Origin of the sequence: Dyella choica (genome assembly GCF_003977665.1) — a bacterium.
In the GTDB taxonomy this organism is placed as follows: Bacteria; Pseudomonadota; Gammaproteobacteria; order Xanthomonadales; family Rhodanobacteraceae; genus Dyella_B; species Dyella_B choica.
Genome location: NZ_RYYV01000014.1, coordinates 117,252 through 136,663 on the forward strand (window position 1 = coordinate 117,252; position 19,412 = coordinate 136,663).

15 protein-coding genes are annotated in these 19,412 nt (G+C 62.6%); 8 read left to right on the plus strand and 7 right to left on the minus strand.

Annotation, left to right across the window (positions count from 1 at the left end; translation table 11 throughout):
- Positions 1–161: 161 nt before the first annotated feature.
- The 5 genes from EKH80_RS17065 to EKH80_RS17085 all read right to left on the minus strand — a co-directional run bounded on the left by EKH80_RS17065 (position 162) and on the right by EKH80_RS17085 (position 8,546).
- Positions 162–1,277, minus strand: a complete 1,116-nt coding sequence (locus EKH80_RS17065; protein ID WP_126685993.1) for a glucokinase — start codon at positions 1,275–1,277, stop codon at positions 162–164.
- A gap of 451 nt (positions 1,278–1,728) precedes the next feature.
- Complete coding sequence (locus tag EKH80_RS17070; protein WP_126685994.1) at positions 1,729–4,341, minus strand: glycoside hydrolase family 3 protein; 2,613 nt, start codon at positions 4,339–4,341, stop codon at positions 1,729–1,731.
- Positions 4,342–4,454: 113 nt separating this feature from the next.
- Positions 4,455–5,504, minus strand: coding sequence for a glycosyl hydrolase family 18 protein (locus EKH80_RS17075; protein WP_126685995.1), 1,050 nt, complete (start codon positions 5,502–5,504; stop codon positions 4,455–4,457).
- Positions 5,505–5,506: 2 nt separating this feature from the next.
- Entirely contained in the window at positions 5,507–7,111 is a 1,605-nt protein-coding gene (locus EKH80_RS17080) for an alpha-L-fucosidase (RefSeq protein WP_126685996.1), read from the minus strand.
- Between the two features lie 352 nt (positions 7,112–7,463).
- Positions 7,464–8,546, minus strand: a complete 1,083-nt coding sequence (locus EKH80_RS17085) for a glucokinase (protein WP_126685997.1) — start codon at positions 8,544–8,546, stop codon at positions 7,464–7,466.
- Between the two features lie 347 nt (positions 8,547–8,893).
- On the opposite strand from EKH80_RS17085, the gene EKH80_RS17090 reads away from it, so the two are divergent.
- The 6 genes from EKH80_RS17090 to EKH80_RS17115 all read left to right on the plus strand — a co-directional run bounded on the left by EKH80_RS17090 (position 8,894) and on the right by EKH80_RS17115 (position 15,150).
- Positions 8,894–9,922 carry an aldo/keto reductase gene (locus tag EKH80_RS17090; RefSeq protein WP_126685998.1) on the plus strand — a complete coding sequence of 343 codons (1,029 nt, stop codon included), beginning with the start codon at positions 8,894–8,896 and terminating at the stop codon, positions 9,920–9,922.
- Entirely contained in the window at positions 9,919–10,785 is an 867-nt protein-coding gene (locus EKH80_RS17095) for an amidohydrolase family protein (RefSeq protein WP_126685999.1), read from the plus strand. The genes EKH80_RS17090 and EKH80_RS17095 overlap by 4 nt, the downstream gene beginning before the upstream one ends.
- Before the next feature lie 46 nt (positions 10,786–10,831).
- Positions 10,832–11,578, plus strand: a complete 747-nt coding sequence (locus EKH80_RS17100) for an SDR family oxidoreductase (RefSeq protein ID WP_126686000.1) — start codon at positions 10,832–10,834, stop codon at positions 11,576–11,578.
- Positions 11,579–11,594: 16 nt separating this feature from the next.
- Positions 11,595–12,449 (plus strand): fumarylacetoacetate hydrolase family protein, encoded by an 855-nt coding sequence (locus EKH80_RS17105; RefSeq protein WP_126686001.1) that lies wholly within the window; start codon positions 11,595–11,597, stop codon positions 12,447–12,449.
- A gap of 54 nt (positions 12,450–12,503) precedes the next feature.
- Positions 12,504–13,823: an L-fuconate dehydratase gene (locus EKH80_RS17110; RefSeq protein WP_126686002.1), complete on the plus strand. Its 1,320-nt coding sequence runs from the start codon at positions 12,504–12,506 to the stop codon at positions 13,821–13,823.
- Positions 13,824–14,004: 181 nt separating this feature from the next.
- Entirely contained in the window at positions 14,005–15,150 is a 1,146-nt protein-coding gene (locus tag EKH80_RS17115) for an alpha-hydroxy acid oxidase (protein WP_126686003.1), read from the plus strand.
- Between the two features lie 93 nt (positions 15,151–15,243).
- Here the strand turns inward: EKH80_RS17115 and EKH80_RS17120 are convergent, their stop codons facing one another.
- Together EKH80_RS17120 and fucP are read right to left on the minus strand one after the other, a co-directional pair.
- On the minus strand, positions 15,244–15,597 hold the full coding sequence (locus tag EKH80_RS17120) for an L-rhamnose mutarotase (protein WP_126686004.1): 354 nt from the start codon (positions 15,595–15,597) through the stop codon (positions 15,244–15,246).
- The gene (gene fucP / locus EKH80_RS17125) at positions 15,597–16,853 is read right to left on the minus strand and encodes an L-fucose:H+ symporter permease (protein WP_126686011.1); all 1,257 of its coding nucleotides are present in this window, start codon (positions 16,851–16,853) and stop codon (positions 15,597–15,599) included. The genes EKH80_RS17120 and fucP overlap by 1 nt, the downstream gene beginning before the upstream one ends.
- Before the next feature lie 214 nt (positions 16,854–17,067).
- Between fucP and EKH80_RS17130 the strand changes: the two genes are divergently transcribed.
- Together EKH80_RS17130 and EKH80_RS17135 are read left to right on the plus strand one after the other, a co-directional pair.
- Entirely contained in the window at positions 17,068–17,844 is a 777-nt protein-coding gene (locus tag EKH80_RS17130; protein WP_126686005.1) for an IclR family transcriptional regulator, read from the plus strand.
- A gap of 18 nt (positions 17,845–17,862) precedes the next feature.
- Positions 17,863–19,233: an alpha-L-fucosidase gene (locus EKH80_RS17135; RefSeq protein ID WP_126686006.1), complete on the plus strand. Its 1,371-nt coding sequence runs from the start codon at positions 17,863–17,865 to the stop codon at positions 19,231–19,233.
- The last annotated feature ends 179 nt before the right edge of the window (positions 19,234–19,412 follow it).

The following is a 19,412-nucleotide window of genomic DNA, read 5'->3' on the forward strand; positions in this document are numbered from 1 at the left end:
ACCGGCTTGTGTGGGTCTGTTGTGAGCGCCCCTGGTGATCGGAGCTACTTTCCTGCAAACAACGGTGGCGTATGAAAGCTCTGCATTTCCCTCCGGTCAGGTTTGGGCAGCATCAGCTTCCATGTCGATGCGGTAACGGGAACGCCGAGCCTCGCCGGTCCCTAGTTCTTCAAATCGCGCTGCGTCGCGTGATTCATCAGCCAGCTCGCCGCGCCGATCACACCCAACTGCGCGTGATCCACGACGTACACGGGCACGGTCTGCTGGAACGGACGCATCACGCCTTTGTCCAGAAAACGGCTGACGAAACTGCTCTTCGCCATGAAATCCGTCATGTGCGACAGGAACCCGCCGGCCACGTAGATGCCGCCTGTGGCGCCATACAGCATGGCCAGGTCACCCGCGAAGGAGCCCAGCCATCCGCAGAACAGCCGCAGCGTTTCCACCGCCTGCGCATTCGTGCCGGCGCAAGCGGCAGCGGTGATCGAGGCAGGTTCCTGCCATTGCGCTTCAACACCATCAAGCCGGCAGACCGCCTGATAGACGCGCAACAAGCCGGGGCCTGACAGTACCGAGTCGTAAGGAATGTGCGTATCCGGAGGCACCAGTTCGCCGAGCACGGCTTGCTCCCGGCCCACGCGTGCCGCCAGCTGGATATGCCCGGCTTCGGTGGCCAGCACCTGCGGCGGAGTACCGGGCAGACGCACGGCCACACCCAGGCCCGTACCGGGTCCGACCACGACGACCGGGGCTTGTTCGGCATTCTTGTTGCGGCGTGGATCATGCAGCGTGGTTACGCCGGCAGGATCCAGATAAGCCGTGCCGTAAGCCAATGCCTCAAAATCGTTGAGCACTTTCACTTCGCTCAACGCCAACGCCTGTTCCAGTTCGGCCGGCACGATCGGCCAACGCAAGTTGTTGTTGACCACCACGCCTTCGTGCAGGAAGCCAGCGCACGCCAGCGCAAGGCGCTGCGGCGTTACCGAAAACTCGGCGCAAAACGCGTGCACGATCGCATCGAAGCTGTCAAAATCGGCGCACTTGTACACGCGATACGCCAGCGTGTCGGGAACGGCCTGCCCCGGCTGGAACGCGACCAAGCCAATGCGTGCATGCGTGCCGCCCACATCGGCGGCCAGGAAGAGTTCGTGGTTGCCGGGAACGGAGATCACTGATGCGGGTGATGGGGGATGTGGCACGACGTCATCCATGAACTCGTCCGGAGAGGAGACATCGCGCGTGGCGCCATACGCTTCGAGGCTGCCACCGTCACGCACCTTGCCACCTCGCCCCGAAAACCGGTCGAATCGAGATTCCCTTGCGCTGATGTAGATGGACTGCAGCCCTCATTTCCCCTCCAGTACCCACCCATCCTGGAGCATTCATAGACGAACGTCCATTTCATATTTACGTGTAGTGAGCTTATACGCGTCGTTTAGATCGTGGCAAGTTGCGACGCAACAGAATGCAACAATTCGTCATAATTTGCGTCATCCGGAAGGATCAGGCAGTCCTTGGAGCCGCCCCGGGTCAACCAACCCATGGACGAGGTGGACGCGTTTCCACCAAAAATGGGCGTAGCCGCCTCTCCGTGTCCCGGCTGCCCGCCCCGATAGGAGAACCACTCCAGCGCCGGGATGGCAATCGTAGGCTCGGTTGCAAAACCCAGCATTGCCATGCGTGCAACGCACGATGCCGAGATTGCCACCCCAGCCAACGCAGGACTGGCTATTTCGGTAATGCCAGCTGGCCGTCGATGGTGAACTCTGCCGTGACACCCTGCGAGTCACCCGGCTGGCCGCCGCCGACAAACACGCGATAGCGCCCTGCCTTCGCCGCGCGCTCGCCGCCTGCATCGACACTGCTGAGCTGCCGCGGCGCCAGCTCGAAACTGACCCGGCGACTTTCCTTTGCTCCCAGATGGACACGCGCAAACCCCACCAGCGCATGACGCGGTGCGGACGCATCGTCGGGTGCATCGAGATAAACCTGTACCACTTCGTCGCCGTCGCGATCGCCATCGTTGCGCACGACGGCGCTCAGGGTAAGCGTCCTGCCTGCCGCGAGTTGCTTCGTGGATAGCTGTGGTTCGGCATAAGCGAAGTGGGTATAGCTCAAGCCATAACCAAACGGGTAAAGCGGCGTGCCGGTGAAATAGCGATACGTACGCCCCTGCGTCGCATAGCTGACGAAAGGTGGCAGGTCGCGGGTGGAACGATAGAAGGTCACCGGCAGGCGCCCACCAGGGTTGTAGTCGCCAGCCAGCACCTGCGCGATGGCATGGCCGCCCTCTTCCCCCGGATACCATGCCGCCACGATGGCGCCGGCATGCTGCTTCGCCCAATTCAGGGCCACCGCGCTTCCGGACATCAGCACCACCACCAGCGGCTTGCCACTGGCGGCTGCGCGTTCGAGCAAAGCTTGCTGCGCTTGCGGCAAACCGATATCGGTGCGATCGCCGCCGTTGAAGCCGGGCACGTCGATTTGCAGTTCCTCGCCCTCCACATCCGGCGACAAGCCGACGAATGCGACGATGGCGTCAGCATTGCGCACGGCGGCTTGAGCTTGGGCCAGTTGCGCCTGCGCCGGCACCAGCCATTGCAGGCGCACGCCCTGGTCCTGGCCGCGGTGCACGTATTCCAGACGAATGGCATGCGGATGCCGGTCGGTAACATGCAGCAAGGTCTGTATATGCGTGTCGTCGCCACTGTCGTCGAGCACTTGGCGGCCGTCGATAGATAGACGCACCGGATCATGCTGATGGCTGCAATCGAAGCAGCGATCCACATGCACGGCCAGCGTGTAATCGCCCGCGGCAGGGGGCAGCCATTCACCGCTCCAGCGCACCGCATAGCGGCCAGCATGCGGGCCGCCGAGCGGCGCAACCTGATCCCAATCGAAATCGATCACGCGATCCGTGCGCGTTAGGGCCGGCTTGCCGCTGAAATCCAGGTTGTCGAAATACTCGCCAGCAAGGCCTGGGCTTCCGCCTGCCGTAGTACGCAGCGCGGTTTCGGGTATCGGGATCGGCACGCCCTCGGCAGGCGGGGCGCCTTGCGCATAGCGCACGTGGTCCGCACCAAAACGCTGGCGTAGGCCGGTAAGCGGCGTAACTGGCGCCCGCGCTGTGCCGTGATAATTGGCCTCCAAGGTCCCTAGCGTATCGGCATTGGGGCCAATCACGGCAATGCGCGCGCCGCTGGGCAACGGCAAAGTGGTGTGTTCATTCTTCAACAGCACCATCGATTCCAGCGCCGCCTGCAGGGCGTACTGCCGATGTTCGGCGCTGTCCACCTGCTCCATGCTGATACCGGCGTACGGGCTCTTGCCATCGCCCCATTCACCCAGACGATAACGCGCCGCGAATAACCGGGTGAGCGCGGTATCGATGGTCGATTCCTTTACATGGCCCTTTTTCACGGCTTCGAGCAAATCGGCATACGCATCTCCGCAATCCAGATCGGTACCGGCCAGGATGGATACCGCCGAAGATTGCGCGTTGTCGGGCTTGAAATAGTGGAAGCGGGTTTCATCATCGATCGCGTCACAATCGGACACGACGTAGCCCCTGAAGCCCCAATCGCTACGCAGGCGTGTCGTCAGCAGGTCGCCATCCGCACACACTGGCGTGCCGTGGATGGCGTTGTAAGCGCACATCACCGAACCCGCCCGACCTTCGGTCACTGCAGCGCGGAATGCCGGCAGATAAGTGTCTTCCAGATCATGGGGCGATACGTCCACGTCGAACCCATGCCGGCCTGCCTCCGGGCCGCTGTGCACCACGAAATGCTTGGGCGTGGCGACGGCGCGCGGATGCTCCGGATCATCGCCTTGAATGCCGCGGATGAAGGCCACCGCAAAGCGTCCGGCAAGAAACGGATCCTCGCCGTACGTCTCCTGCCCCCTGCCCCAACGCGGATCGCGGAAGATGTTGATGTTGGGCGACCAGATGGTCAGCCCTTGGTAGCGTCCATGGTCATGGCCGGCGCCGATGGCATTGAATTTGGCGCGCGCTTCAGTGGATACCGTGGTGCCGACTTCCTGCAGTAGTTGCGTGTCCCAACTTGCGGCCAATCCGATGGCCTGCGGAAAGACGGTGGCGTAACCATTACGGGCATTGCCATGCAGGCCCTCACTCCACCAGTCGTAGGCGGCAACGCCCAAGCGTGGAATGGCCGGGGCAGCGCTTTGTACCTGGCCGACTTTTTCGGTCAAGGTCATTTTGGCGACCAGCGCAGCCGCTTTAGCCTCGGGAGTTTCGTCCTGCGCGAACGCCGTGCCCGTAAGAATGACCAGTAAGCCGAGGACCATGGCAAGGCGCGGAAAATTTGCCAGCATCATTTCAAAGTCCCGCTTGGTTAGCTGCGTAGGCTGGGATGGCAATCCCAGCATCGTGAGGCGGCATGCATGGCAATGCTGGGATTGTCATCCCAGCCTACGATTGTCATCTCAGCCTACCGTTCCGCCACCGGCAGCTCATCCCACACCTTCGGATCCTCCGCCCCCAGCACCCAGGCACAGAACCCTTGCAGATCGTACTGCTTCACCAGCGCATAGCGATCGCGAAAGCTGTGCGCATCCGGCATGAACACCCACTCGCGCATGCCGTCACGGTAGAAGTAGTACCAGGACTCATGCTCTACCGCATCCCACTGCACCGACGCCTTCTGCTCTTGCGACAGCGGGATCGACTCGTCCGCATCGATGTAGGTGGCCGAGATATTGGAGGCCTCGCTGCCGTCATCGCGCACCGGATTGCCGGTGTACCAGCGATAGCCGTACAACGCGATGCCGAGCGAGAGTTTGTTTTTGGGCACCAGCTTCGAGGCGTATTTCAGCTGGTCGAGCACCCAGGGCATGCCATCCACCGGACCCGGTGTGGTCCAGCGCGTATGCTGGTCATAAGTCATCAGACAAATCAGATCGGCATAGTGGGCCAAGGCGGCCACATCGTAGGCGCCACGCCAGTACTGCCACATCCACTTGGAGAACGCCCCCTCTCCGGCATATCCCGGTCCATTGGGCACCACGGCGATGGAAAGGGTCAGTCCGTGCTTGTGCAGGGCCTCCGCGGTCTGCTTCACCAGCAAGGTATAGGCATCGCGGTCCGTCCACGAAATGCTTTCGAAGTCGAACTGGTAGCCGGCATAGCCCTGCTCGGCGGCCTGCTGCAGCATCGACGCAATCATGTGCTGCTTGGCGGTTTCGTCATGCAGCAGCACATGGAACCCGTTGCGTCCGGCCGACATGGAAACGATCGGCGTCACCGGCAGTCGATGCTGCTTGGCCAAGTCGAGCACGTAGCGGTCCGGGCTGCCGTTCACGAGGCCCTGGCCGTCGACTTGGTACCAGGTAGGTACCAGCAGGCCGATCTTGTCGATGTGCGCGGTAAAAGAGTTGGTGGATTTCTGCGAACTCATCAAATAGAACAGCGCTGTCGGCTGTTTTGCAAAAGCGGCGCCACAAGCGAGTGCCGCGGCGAGGAAGCAGGCAAGTCTTTTCATGATTAATTCGCCAGTTCGATGCGATAGACGTAGGCGTAATCGCCCACCGGCTGCGCCGGCAGCGACAGATGCAAGCCATCCGGCTGCTGTTGCCATTGAACAGATTTACCGTTGGCTAACAGGCTCACCGCGCGTACGTGGTCTTCAGGCTTGATCGAATGGATCACCGCCTTGCCACCCGCGGGCCAACCCAGCTCGATCGCGAAAAGCGCGCCGCCCTTGCGAGTGAAACGGAAATCCTGCGCGGTATAAGGCTTGGTCTTGTTATCCTGAAATGTGCCGCCGACCACTTCGGTAGGACCTTCGCCGAAGCTGCGCCAGGGCTGGGTGGCGTAGATCGCATCGCCATTGGTCTTCAGCCAGCTACCGATGGCTAGCAGGATTTGCTGCGCGTCTGCCGGGATGGTGCCATCCGAGCGCGGGCCGATATTGAGCAGCAAATTGCCGTTCTTGCTGACCACATCCACCAGCAGATGGATCAGCTCCTTCGGCGATTTATAAGTATCGCCCTGGATATAGCCCCAGGAGGCGTTGCTGATGGAGGTATCGGTTTGCCAGTGCGCCGGCTGGATCCCGGTGAGTTGTCCGCGCTCGATATCCAGCGTGCCGGCGCCCTCGAAGAAATCGCCCTGCTTGTAATTGACCACCACGCCGCCGCGCTTGGCGCCTTGGTTGTAGTAATACGCCAGCATCTTCGGCAGCGTGTCGCGGAACGTGGGGTGGCCGACCCACCAGTCGAAATAGATGAGGTCCGGGTGGTAAGCGTCGATCAGCTCAGCGGTGCGTGCCAGCCAGTCGTCCCGCCAGGCCTCGGAAACATAGGTCCAGTCGTTGTAGAGGTCTTCGTCCTGCTTGGCCAGGTGTGCCTGGGCCGGGCCATAAAGACCCGCATAACGCGGATCGTTCACGTCGGAATCGAACTTGCGCCCGCCGTCGAAGAACCAGTCGTGTTCGGCCCGGTGCGAAGACACGCCGAAGTGCAGGCCCTGCGCGCGCACGGCCTTCTCCAGCTCGCCGATCACGTCGCGATGCGGCCCCATTTTCGCGGCCGTCCATTCGGACAGCTGCGAGTCGTACATGGCGAAGCCGTCATGATGCTCCGCCACGGGAACGACGTAGCGCGCACCGGCCTGCTTGAACAATTCGGCCCAGGCCGCAGGATCGAAGTGCTCGGCCTTGAACAGCGGAATGAAATCCTTGTAGCCGAATTTGGACTGCGGGCCATAGGTGGCCACGTGGTGCGCGAAATCGGCCGTGTTCGGCTGGTACATGTTGCGCGAGTACCACTCGCTGCCGAAAGCCGGCACCGAATACACCCCCCAATGAATGAAGATGCCGAACTTGGCATCGTCGTACCACGTGGGCGAACTGTAATGCTGCAGCGAAGCCCAGTCGGCGCGGAATGAGCCATCGTTCATGTGTTCGGCGACGCGGGCAAGCGTGGCCTGCCGTTGCGGCGCGAATTTGGCCGTGGCTTTCTGCCAGGCCAGATCGGCGTCTTGGGGAGAAAGCGTTTTGGCCGTTGGCGCCGTAGGCGACTGTTGTGCAGCAACGGCACTCGTTACGCATGCCAAGGCGAAACCAAGGTAGAACAAAGTTCGTTTCATGCCCGACCCTCTCCTGATTCGGTTGATAAGCGTGCATCTCGACGCTGGTCTCGATGTGCTCCCTCCCCTGCACACAGGGGAGGGCTGGGGTGGGGTTGTTCGAGCTTGCCGCGTTGTTTGAATTCAACGCGAGATTGCTTCACCCCACCCCAACCCTCCCCTACTACACGTAGGGGAGGGAGCAGTTTGCGACAGCAGTCGAGCGATACGCTTGAGTAAGTGCCGTCCATGCAAGCTCCAACCCGACGCCCCTCCTTGAAAGGATCGGGACATGGAATAAAAAAAAGCCGGTCACGGAAGTAAGGGGAAGGTAACCTCCGCGACCGGTGCTGCGAAAAACTTACAGTGAAGTTCACGACGTTGTGTTGTGCTCGTCTCCGGTACGCGCACTGAAATGCCTGTCAACGTGCCACCCGGCTGCGCCCATCACGCCCAGATGGCTGTGCTCCATCACCCGGATCGGTACGTTTTGCAGAAACGGACGCATCACGCCCTTGTCAAGGAAGCGCTCGAGCAACGGGCTGGCGCGCAGAAAATCGATTGCCTGAAAAAGAAATCCACCGGCAAGATAGATGCCGCCGGTGGCGCTGTAGAGCAGGCATAGGTCCGCCGCGAACGAACCCAACCAGCCACAGAACAAAGTGAGTGCCTCGTGTGCAATCGCATCGCCGCCGGCAAGTGCAGCGGCGACTACCGCAGACGGCTCGTGCAGCGAAGGATAACGGTCATGGATCGCACACAGCGCCGTGTAAATGCGATGGAGGCCCGGACCTGACAGCACCCAATCGTGCGGGACATGCGCATCCGGCAGTGCGAGCTGCGCAAGTATCTGTTGTTCCATGCCGATGCGCGCAGACAATTGCGTATGTCCGGCTTCGGTGGCGATCACGCGCGAAGGCCGACCCGGCAACCACACCGCGGCCCCCAGGCCGGTACCGGGCCCGATCACGATCACCGGCCCGGCGTGGGCCTCCCGCGCCATCGTCGCCTTGAGCACCACGGCATCTTCCGCGGCGCCGACGCCAACGGCATAGGCAAGCGCCTCAAGATCGTTGAGAAACCACACGCCGTCGAGCTGCAGCCGTTCTTTCAGTTGCTGCAGCAACACCGGCCACACGAGGTTTTTGCTGATCACCGAACCGGCATGCACGTAACCGGCACAGGCCAGCACCAGTTGGCGCGGCTGTACGTCAAGTTCGACACAGAAACTGCGAACGATGTCTTCCAGATGGGGATGATCAGCGCAAGGATACGTGCGGTAGGCAGCCAGCTTGGGCGGCTGGCCGGCAGCGCGCGTCATCAGCGCAAGGCGGGCATGGGTGCCGCTGATGTCGGCGGCAAGAAAGCTGTCATCGCAACTATTTACGGACGTCGGATGCCGCATGGCCGCCGGCCTAACGGCAGGTAGTGCCGAGAACGCTGCAACGGCAGCCATCTCGTCAGCCCTCGCAAGCCCGGGCGAAAAACGCGTGCTTATCGGCACTATCTGTCGAAAACCGCATAAGACCGCCCTTTTCGCTCGCTGCCCCGAACTCGCCCGGCGACTCTCCGCCGGCCATCATGTTCATTGGCAAAATAAATTTTCATATATGTTTTAGATCGAATGAATACCCATTGCAACCCTTTTTTTCGGCCGATCGTCCGGGGTCGTTGTAGGCACCTATGAATCAGTCGTTTATATATACACAGTGGATCAGATGCGCGATGATGCGCGGACAAGGGCTCGGCAAGGCTCGCCATACCGCCCTGCCCGGGCAGTTCAGCAACCCATCGTGAGGACCCATGGCGGCATCGACGACCAGGCCGGAACTCGGCAAAGCCCGTGCCCTGAAACCTGTATGGCTGGCTTCACGGCTGTCGTTCGGCGGCGCGCCGATCGGCAATTTGTACGAGTCGATGGATGACGCTTGCGCCACCGCCACCATCTCGCACGCCTGGCAATCCGGCATCCGGCATTTCGATACCGCCCCCTACTACGGCTACGGCCTCAGCGAGAGCCGCCTCGGCGGCGCATTGAGTGGCGCGCCGCGCGGGAGCTTCAGCCTGTCGACCAAGGTAGGCCGGCTGATCGAGGACGATGCGCGGCAGACGAGCCACACCGACGGCTTCATCGTCGACGGCCATCGCGCACGCTTCGACTACAGCCGCGAGGGCGTGCTGCGTTCCTTTGCAGCGAGCCTGCAGCGTCTGCGCACCGACCACATCGAGGTGCTGCTGCTGCACGACATCGGCGAGCTCACGCATGGCGAACATCACGCGGCGATCCTGCGCCAGGCCCTGGACGAGGCGCTGCCGACGATGGCGGAACTGCGCACCCAGGGCGCATGCAAGGCGATCGGCATTGGCGTGAACGAGGAAGCGGTATGCCTGGAAGTGATGCCACGCTTTCCGCTCGACGTGATCATGCTGGCTGGGCGCTATACGCTGTTCGAGCAGCAACAAGCTCAAGGCGTGATGGCACAAGCGCAAGCACGCGGTGTAGCGGTGCTGGCGGCGGGGCCGTACAACTCCGGCCTGCTAGGTGGCGCGCACGGCCCCGGCAAGTTCTACAACTATGTGCCGGCCGATGAGGCCATCGTTGCACGCGCGCAACGCTACTACGATGTACTCGCTCGCACGCATACCGATGTGGGCGCGGCGGCTTTGCAATTTCCGCTGGCGCATCCGGCGGTGGCGAGCGTAGTGTGCGGGCTGCGCTCGATCGCTGAAGTCGATCAGGCTGCCGCACGCATCCAGGCCCCTATTCCTGCCGCGGCATGGCATGCCTTGCGCGAAGCCGGCCTGTTGCAGGAAGGCGTGCCCACCCCGTGATCATCGTCGATGCCCACCAGCACTACTGGCAGCCAAGTCGCGGCGATTATGGCTGGCTCGTACAGGCTCCCGCAGCGCTACAACAAGCGTTCCTGCCGCACGATCTGCGCGCACAGCGCGCGGCGGCCGGCGTGCAATTGAGCGTGCTGGTGCAAGCTGCGCCTACGGAACAGGAAACGCGTTATCTATTCGAGCTGGCGCAGGACGACTCGTCCGTGGTCGGCGTGGTGGGCTGGGTCGACATGGAAGCCGGCGATGTCAGCGCGAGGATCGACGCGCTGATTCGCGATGGCCGTGGCCTGCTGCGCGGCTTGCGCCCGATGACGCAGGACCTGGCCGATCCGGACTGGCTGGCCAGGCCCTCGCTCGATCGCGCCTTCGACTGCATCCAGGATGGCGGCCTGAGCTTCGATGCGCTGGTGGACATGCGCCAGTTCCCTGCCCTGTTGCGCCGGCTGCGCCGGCATCCTCGGTTGAACATCGTGCTCGACCATGCCGGCAAGCCGGCGATCCGCGACGGCCGCTTCGATCCATGGACCCGCTGGATGGAGGAACTGTCCCAGCATCCGTCACTGCACTGCAAGCTATCTGGCCTACTCACACTGCTGGGCGAGCCGATGCGCGAAGACGCCATCGAACCTTATGTAGCCGCCCTGTTCGCCCATTTCGGCGCGGGGCGCCTGATCTGGGGCAGCGATTGGCCGGTACTGACCATGCAGGCCGATTACGCGCATTGGCTGCAGCTCGCCATGCATCTCACCGAGCGCTATGCCAGCGGCAGGCAAGCGGAAGTATTTGCCGCCAATGCCGTGCGCTTCTACGCGCTGGACATCGATCTTCTGAACCCAAGGAGCACGCCATGACCTCACCCGTTACGCGACATGACGCGTGCTGCAAGGAGCAGCACGCATGAGCGGACGCCTGGCAGGCAAATACGCCTTGATCACCGCCGCCGGTGCCGGCATCGGCCGCGCCACCGCCCTTGCCTTTGCGAAGGAAGGCGCCAAGGTGTTGGCAACCGACATCAACGCTGCAGCGCTGGCCAGCCTTGCTGCTGAACATCCAGCGATCACTACCCACATGCTCGACGTGACGCATGCCGAACAGATCCAGGCGCTCGTCAGGGAATGGGGCCCATTCGATGTGCTGTTCAACTGCGCCGGCTACGTGCATGCGGGCACCATTCTGGAGACCGATGACATCAGCTGGCGCCGCTCGTTCTCGATCAATGTCGACAGCATGTTCCATCTGTGCAAGGCGGTGCTGCCAGGCATGCTCGAGCGCGGCAAGGGCAGCATCATCAACATGTCCTCGGTGGCTTCCAGCATCAAGGGCGTGCCCAACCGCTTTGCCTATACCGCCACCAAGGCCGCGGTGATCGGCCTGACCCGTTCGATTGCCGCCGACTACGTGACCCGCGGCGTGCGCTGCAATGCAATCTGTCCCGGCACGGTGAAAACGCCGTCCTTGGGCGATCGCGTGCGCGCCCTGGGTGGCGACGAAGAAACCAACTGGCGCAGCTTCGTCCAGCGCCAACCGATGGGCCGCCTCGGCGAGCCCGAAGAAATCGCCGCGCTGGCGCTGTATCTGGCCGCCGACGAATCCGCTTTCACCACCGGCACCGTGCACGTCGTGGACGGTGGCTGGTCCAACTGAGCCCTAAGAGAACAGCATGAAACTCGTACGCTATGGCGCGGCCGGCAAGGAAAAGCCGGGCCTGGTCGATCAAGACGGCGCGCTGCGCGACCTGTCTGCCGTCGTGAATGACATCGATACGCAGGCGCTTACGCGCGAAGGCCGCGCGCGCCTTGCCGCGATCGACCCGCACAGCCTGCCGCTCGTCTCTGGCGAACCACGCTACGGCACGCCGGTAGCCCACGTAAGCAAGTTCATCTGCGTGGGATTGAACTACAGCGAGCACGCCGCCGAAACCGGCGCGCCGATACCGGAACAGCCCATTCTGTTCATGAAGGCCACCAGCGCCATCAGCGGTCCCAACGACGAGGTGATCATTCCGCAAGGCTCGCTGAAAACCGACTGGGAAGTGGAGCTGGGCGTGGTGATCGGCGAGACCGCGCGCAGCGTAACTGTGGAAAATGCGCTGGCGCACGTCGCCGGCTATGTGGTGATCAACGATCTTTCCGAGCGCGAATTCCAGCTCGAACACGGCGGCCAGTGGGTGAAGGGCAAGAGCTGCGACAGCTTCGGCCCGATCGGCCCCTGGCTGGTCACCACCGACGAAGTGCCCGATCCGCAGAAGCTCGCGCTGTGGCTGGAAGTGAACGGCCACCGCTACCAGAACGGCAACACGCGCACGATGATTTTCGGCGTGGCACAACTGGTGAGCTACATCAGCCGCTATATGACGCTGCTGCCCGGCGACGTGATCAGCACCGGCACGCCCTCCGGTGTCGGCCTGGGGCTGAAGCCGCCGGTGTACCTGCGTCCCGGCGACGTGATCGAACTGGGCATCGACGGACTTGGCCGTCAACGCCAGCATGTCCGCGCGCATCCGAATGACCGCTAAGCCCCCTATGACGGCACTTCACTCACCCTTTCCGGATGCAAGGACAGCCACTCGATGAGCAAGATCACGGCGCTGGACACCTACGACGTTCGCTTCCCCACTTCGCGCGAACTGGACGGCTCGGACGCGATGAATCCCGATCCGGATTATTCCGCGGCCTATGTCGTGATGCGCACGGACCAACCTGACCTGGCAGGTTTCGGCCTGGCTTTCACCATCGGCCGTGGCAATGACGTGCAAAAGGCCGCGATCGATGCGCTGGCCGATCACGTGGTCGGCCTCGACCTCGACGAGGTGATCGGCGATCTCGGCGGATTTTCGATGCGGATGGTCGGCGATTCGCAATTGCGCTGGCTAGGCCCCGAAAAAGGCGTGATGCACATGGCGATCGGCGCCGTGGTCAACGCCGCCTGGGATCTTGCCGCGCGCGTAGCAGGCAAGCCGCTGTGGCGCTTCATCGCCGACATGACCCCCGAGCAGATCGTCGCCGCCATCGATTTTCGCTATCTCACCGATGCCCTGACTCCGGAAGAAGCGCTGACCATGCTGCACACAATGGCGCATGGCAAAGCCGAACGCATCGAGCAATTGCTGGCGGAGGGCTATCCGGCCTACACCACTTCGCCCGGCTGGCTTGGCTATTCCGACGAAAAAATGCAGCGCCTGGCGCGCGAGGCCGTGGCCCAGGGCTTCCGCACCATCAAGCTCAAGGTGGGCATGAACGTGGAAGACGACGTGCGCCGCTGTAGGCTGGCGCGCGCAACGGTGGGCCCGGACATCGCCATCGCGGTGGATGCGAACCAGCGCTGGAGTGTGCCCGATGCCATCGCCTGGCTGCGCCGCCTGACCGACGTGCAGTTGAAATGGGTGGAGGAACCGACCAGCCCGGACGATGTGCTCGGCCACGCCGCCATCCGCAAGGCGGTGGCACCGGTGCCGATTTCCACCGGCGAACACACGCAGAACCGCGTGATCTTCAAGCAACTGTTCCAAGCCGGCGCCGTGGATCTGGTGCAGATCGATGCTGCGCGCGTGGGCGGCGTCAACGAGAACCTCGCCATCCTGCTGCTGGCGGCCAAGTACGGAATACGCGTGTATCCGCACGCCGGCGGCGTCGGCTTGTGCGAACTGGTGCAGCACCTGGCGATGGCGGACTTCGTGTCGATCACCGGCAAGAAGGAGGACCGCGCCATCGAATTCGTCGACCATCTGCACGAGCATTTCGTCGATCCGGTGGTGATCCGCAATGGGCACTACATAGCCCCGCAAACGCCCGGCTTCTCGGCGCAGATGCACGCTGCCACGCTGGCGCAGTACCGTTATCCAGATGGCCCGGTATGGTGTGAACCTCTCGTCACCGCCACAGCGCAATGATCACTTTGACCTGCTCCCTCCCCTGCTTGCAGGGGAGGATCGGGGTGGGGTTGCACGAGCTTGCCGCGGTGTTTGAGGTTGTCGCGAGGTTGCTTCACCCCACCCCAGCCCTCCCCTACTACATGTAGGGGAGGGAGCGGATACTCGCAAGCCGGGACAAAAGAGAGAGAAGGAGCGCAGCATGACAACACCCATCACCAACGTTGCCGATCTGCGCGAACTGGCGAAGCGCCGCGTGCCGCGAGCCTTCTTCGAATACGCCGATCGCGGCTCGTACGATGAAGTAACGCTGCGCGCCAACCGCGCTGCGTTCGAACGCATCGCCTTGCGGCAACGGGTGATGAGCAACGTGGACAACCGCTCGCTGGCCACGGATATCGTGGGCCAGCCGGTGTCGATGCCGCTGGCCATCGCCCCCACCGGCCTCACCGGCTTGCAATATGGGGGCGGCGAAATTCTGGGAGCGCGCGCAGCGGAGCGCGCCGGCATTCCCTTCTGCCTGAGCACCATGTCGATCTGCTCGATCGAACAGGTGCGCGCGGCGGCCGAAAAACCCTTCTGGTTCCAGGTCTATGTGATGCGCGACCGCGGCTTTACCCGCGACCTGATCCAGCGCGCCAAGGCCGCCGAATGCTCAGCCCTGATGCTCACGGCCGATCTCACCGTGCAGGGCCAGCGTCATCGCGAAATCAAGAACGGCCTTTCCGTGCCGCCCAAAATCACCCTGCGCAACCTTTTGGACATGGCCAGCAAGCCGCGCTGGGCCTGGAGCATGCTGCACGCCCCCAGCCGCTCCTTCGGCAACCTGCAAGGCCGCATCCAGGATACCGACAGCCTCACCACCCTCGCCCAATGGATCGCCAACCAGTTCGACCCCACGCTGGAATGGAAAGACCTGGACTGGATCCGCGAACTGTGGCCCGGCAAGCTGATCATCAAGGGCATCCTCGATCCGCGTGACGCGCGCATGGCAGCCTCGCTCGGCGTCGACGCCATCGTCGTGTCCAATCACGGCGGGCGTCAGCTCGACGGTGCCCCAGCGACGATCGACGTTTTGCCCAGCATCGTGCAGGCGGCGGGCGATCGCATGCAGGTTCTCATCGATAGCGGCATCCAGAGCGGACAGGATTTGCTCAAAGCGCTTGCCTACGGTGCCCATGCCGGCTTGATCGGCAAGGCTTTCCTTTACGGACTGGGCGCGATGGGCGAAGCCGGCGTGAGCAAGGCCATCGAGCTGATCCGTCGCGAACTCAGCGTCAGCATGGCACTGACCGGACAGACCGACGTACGCAACATCACACCGGACATCATCTGGCGCAATACGTAGGCTGGGATGGCAATTCCGGCATCGCGCAGCTATATGCATGGCGAAGCTGGGTTTCGCAATCCAGCCTACTAACCCAACAAAATCGCGCGTGGGTCAAGTCGCCGCAAGCGCTTCACGCAAGGAAAAGATCCGACCCATCGGCACCCATTTCTGCCCTGCGTCGGCCCAGGGCAGCCGTTGCTGGTAGCGATCCATCAATGCTTCCCACTCCTGCGTTTTCGTATCGCCATTCTCCTCCCGCTTGGCGGAAGGCACATAGCCATCGGCCATTTGCACCACCATCATCAGCCGGTTGCCGGTGCGGAAGATTTCCATGTCCTCGATGCCCGCGGCGCGGATGGACGTGACGATTTCCGGCCAGATCACGCCGGGACGGTGCCAGCGCTCGTATTCGGCGATGGCGGCGGCATCGTCCTTGAGGTCCAGCGCGTAATAAAAATGTTGCATCAGATCGCGCTCCGCGCGGAGCGACGACGCCATGCAAACAAGGCAATGATGGCGAAGCTGCAAGTCGGCACGATCATCGCATCGGACATGCTGGAATGATCGGAGACCGCTCCCATGATCGCCGTGAGCACGGCGCCGCCGATGATGGTCATCACCAGCAGGCCGGAGCCGAGCTTGCGCTCGTCGTCGCTACGGCCTTCCACGCCCAGGGCGAAAATGGTCGGGTACATCACCGACATGAAGAAGCTGCACGCCACCAGCGCATTGGCGCCGCTGCTGCCGGGATGCATCACCGCGTACAGCGTGAGCACTACGTTGATGGCCGCGAACACGAACAACAGACGCACGGGTGCCACGTACTTCATCAAGGCGGTGCCCGCGAAACGGCCGATCATGAAACAGACCAGTTCGGCGGTGAGGAAATTCGCGGCCAGCTTGGCCGGCGTGCCATGCATCGTCGCCTGTACGTAGCGAATGGTGTAACTCCATACGCCGACTTGCGCGCCTACGTAGAAGAACTGCGACAGCAATGCGCCGATGAACGACTTGTCGCGCAGCAGCTTGCCCATCACGCCGCCATTCATGGCCGCGCTTGCCGTGGCCGTGTGCGCAGTGATCAGCCGAGGGAACCGGGTCGCCAGGATCAGCAGCGCCCAACCGAGCACCACGATGCCGATCACCAGATACGGCCACTGCACGGCATGGGTCTCGCTCACGTAATACGCCGTGCGTTGGGCTTCGCTCATTGCCGCCAGTTGCTCCGGCGTGTGCTCGACACCTGAAAAGATGAAATGCTGGCCGATGAGTATCCCGGCGATCGAGCCCAGCGGATTGAACGCTTGCGCCAGGTTGAGGCGGCGAGTCGCGGTTTCCGGTGGTCCAAGCAAGGTCACGAAGGGATTGGCTGAGGTTTCCAGGAAGGCCAGGCCGCTGGCGATCACGAACAGGGCAAACAGGAACATGCCGTAGGTGGCCCGCTCCGCCGCCGGCCAGAACAGCAATGCGCCGATGCCATAGAGCGTAAGTCCGAAAATCACTGCACTCTTGTAACCGAAGCGGCGCATATAGATGCCGGCCGGCATGGCGATCAGGAAATAGCCGAGGTAGAACGCGCTCTGCACCAGGCCGGCCTCGAAGTCGTTGAGCACGAAGGCCTTCTTGAATTGCGCGATCAGCACGTCGTTGAGGTTGTTGGCGCCGCCCCACAGAAAGAACAGGCTGACGATCAGCACCAGCGGCAGCCAGATCCGGCCCATCTGCGTGGCGTCGGTGGCCGGCACCGGTTCTTCTACTACGGTCTGCACTTCCACCTTCCTCTCCTACCCCTCGCAGCGGACGCCGGGGTGACGCTCCCGCCTATTTGTGCAAATATGAAACAATTATTCATAGATAGCACAAGTCGCGCCGCAACATGTGGCCGGGTTTTCGGCAAGATGGCGCGAACGGAACCCACTGGACAAGGGGAAAGCCATGGCCGATCAAACGCCCAAGTACCGCGCCCCGGCGCTCGACAAAGGGCTGGATATCCTGGAGCTGCTGGCCGCCTCCAGCCGCCCGCTGAGCATTGCAGAAATTTCCGAAGGCGTGGGCCGTTCCCGCGGCGAAATCTTCCGCATGCTGCAGGTGCTGGAGGAACGCGACTACATCACCCGCGGCGAAGGTGATGTGGGTTACTCGGTCACGCCGCGCCTGTTCCGCCTGGGGATGGAACAGCCGCCGGTGAAAAGCGCGATCGAGACGGCGCTGCCGGTGATGCATCACCTGGCGGACGTCTGTGGCCAGGCCTGCCATCTGGTGGTGCCGTCCGGCGAACAGATCGTGGTGGTGGCGCGGGTGGATCCGCCCGGCGAAGTGGCCCTCGTGGTGCGCGTGGGGCATCGCCGCCCGATGTCGCAGTCCACCTCAGGCCACGTGCTGCTTGCCTTTCGGGAGGAACAGACGCGCGAACGCTGGCTGGACCTCATCCAGCGTTTCGAACCCACGCTGGATCGCAAGAAACTGACGCGGCTGCTCAATCAGTTGCGCGCGCGCGGCTATGCCTGCGAGCGCAGCCATGTGGTGGATGCGGTCACCGACCTTTCAGCGCCGGTGCTGCAACACGGCAGCGCGGTGTGCGCGCTGACCATTCCCTACATCGAACAACAAAACGCCACGCAATCCACTGACGACGTGGTCGCCGCCCTGCTCCGCGCCACCGGGGAAATTTCCGAAGCACTGCAGTTCGGCTCCTCCAACCGCACTGCTTGACCCAAGAGTATTCAAACGATGCCGATCCGCCGAAACGTTTTGTTGGTCGCTGCGTTGGTCTCCGCACTCTTCACCGGCGGCGCGGCCGCGCAGAATTTTGCCGATGTCAAACCCTCGCCGCAGCAAACGCATTGGCAGGATCTGGGCTTCGGCGTGATCGTACATTTCGGCACGAATACCTTTCTGGACCGCGAATGGGGCGACGGCACGGCCGATCCAAAGGTGTTCGATCCCGACCGCGTAGACCCCGGCCAGTGGGCGCGCGCCGCCAGGTCTGCCGGCGCGAATTATCTGCTGCTGGTGGCCAAGCATCACGATGGCTTTGCGCTGTGGCCGACCGAGCAAAGCGATTACTCGGTGAAAAACAGCCCGTGGATGAGCGGGCACGGCAACCTGGTGCGGATGACAGCCGATGCCGTGCGCAAGGAAGGCATGGAGTTCGGCATCTATCTGTCGCCATGGGATCGCCACGAGCCGCGCTACAAGGACACGGCGGCCTACGACAAATTCTACCTGGCACAGATGGATGAACTGGTGCAGGGCTACGATCCGCTGGCGGAATGGTGGCTGGACGGCGCCGGCAGCGCGGGCCACGTCTACGATTTCAAAAAATACATGGAAGAGCTGCGCACTTATCAACCGAACACCATGGTGTTCGCCGACGTGGCGTTGTTCGGCTACGGCGACATCCGTTGGGTGGGCCAGGAAGACGGCCATATCCGTGGCGAGAACTGGAACGTGATCGACCGCCACGCCGAACTGCGCTGGCGCCCGGTGGAGGTGGACACGCCGCTGCACAAACTGGAATGGTTCTGGCATCCCGACAGCGACCACACGCTCAAGAGCGTCGACGAACTGATGGATATCTGGGAAAACAGCGTAGGCCGCGGCGGCCAGCTGATGCTGGGACTCGCGCCGAATCGGCATGGCTTGCTGCCGGATGCCGACGTAACGCGATTGAAAGAATTTGGCGCAGCATTGCAAGCGCGTTACGGCGAGGACAAGAACCTGGTACCGCATCGCCTTCCCTCGCCCTCCGGCGACCCGAATCTTGACGCGGCGCTGGACGGCAATCCCGACACATTCTGGTCGGCCCCGGACGGCTCCCGCCACGCCGTGCTCGAAGTGGACTTCGCCCACCCCATCACGTTCAACCATGCGCTGACGATGGAATGGTTGAACGACGGCCAATGCGTGCAGAGCTATGCGATCGAGGCGTGGATACACAACGCCTGGACGCCGGTCGCCAAGGCCGAAGCGATTGGCCATATGAAGATCGATCGCTTCGCCCCGGTCACCGCGTCGAAAGTCCGCTTGAACGTGCTTTCGAGCGCCTGCACGGCGCGGATCCGGGAGTTTCAGCTGTTTGACGTCGAACAGGGGCGCTGAGGGAATCGGTGGCGGCTGGGAGGATAATCCCAGCATTGCGACATTCCGAGGCTGGGATAGTCATCGCAGCTATGCGGCATGCAGCTCCCTCCCCTGCTTGGCACTTGATTAGCGTCGAGTCTCAGTAGGTGAGCAGAGGTAGGGCGAGCATGGCGGCATCCCTCAAGCGGAGGTGCCGC